Source organism: Paenibacillus sp. Y301 (assembly GCF_059445505.1).
Genome location: NZ_JCAIUL010000044.1, coordinates 1 through 1,188 on the forward strand (window position 1 = coordinate 1; position 1,188 = coordinate 1,188).

General features: G+C 37.5%; 1 protein-coding gene. It reads right to left on the bottom strand.

Annotated features, from left to right (window positions below; all coding sequences use genetic code 11):
* Positions 1-177: 177 nt before the first annotated feature.
* Positions 178-1,146 (bottom strand): serine hydrolase domain-containing protein, encoded by a 969-nt coding sequence (locus AC1D69_RS25005; protein WP_495458812.1) that lies wholly within the window; start codon positions 1,144-1,146, stop codon positions 178-180.
* Positions 1,147-1,188: the final 42 nt, after the last annotated feature.

A 1,188-nucleotide genomic window follows, 5' to 3' on the forward strand; every position in this document is an offset into this window, starting at 1 on the left:
TAACGTTGCGCATTCCTGACGTTCAAGCAGCTTAAGTGACCGTAGGGAACGGGTCGATAGACTTAGCTGGTTGAATGTGTCGCTTGAATCTACTTCTCCGATACCCCTCTTGGCGGCCAAGGAGCGTCAGCGACGATGTAGGAATGTTTTGTTAGCAGATGTGCTGACTTCTTCGAGTCACTGCAAAAGTTTTGTAATAGCTTTTAATGGTTTTAAGGTATCACTGTATGTATTGTTTGTTAATGCGATAACTATATTTTGGGAAGGATCTACACAGATATACTGCCCTCCCAAACCCATAGCAAAATAAAAAGATCGGTCTAATGATTCATCTGACACCCACCAATGACGACCGTAATAACCTATGTCTTCATATGTTAAATACTTAGGTTTTGTTGAATTAGATATCCATTCTTCACTAAGTAATTGTCGTTTCCCACAACGCCCCTTGTTTAAATAAAAGTAACCGAATTTTTGCATATCTTGTATAGACATGTGTATCCCGAAACCACCAATATTAACTCCCTGAGGGTCTACATGCCATATGAAATCTTTAATCTTCAAACTAGAGAAGAGATACTTTATTGCGAAATCTTTTGCACTCATTCCAGATACCTTTTGAAGTATTGATAATAACAGATGGCTGCATCCAGAATTATAGTTCATTCGTTCACCGGGTTCGGCGTTTAATGGGCGCTCTAATATATAATTAACCCAGTTGGGACTATGTATCATTTGTGGCCAGCCATTCCATTCCCCCAACTCCGGCCAATCGAAACCCGCACTCATACTCAATAAGTGATCAATTGTAATACATTGTTTCCGGATGTCTTTATCTTGTTGAAGCGTCGGAAAGTAATTAACAATCGGCGTATTAAGATCTGAAATCAATCCCTGCTCGAAAGCAATTCCAATTAAACATGAAGTAACGCTCTTCGTGCATGAGTTAACTTTGTGGAGCTTATCTTTAGATTTATTGTTTCTAAAATATTGAAGCACAATATCTTGACCAAGACTCATCAAACAACTTTCAATTTTTTCTTTTTTTAAAAAACTAACAAATGATTTTATTTTTTCATCATTTATTTGGCTCTCATATGGAAATTCAATCATAAATGGTTTGCTCCTATTAGTTATTTTCAGCATGTCTGCTAACGTTTGGCATTCCTGACGTTCAAGCAGCTTAAG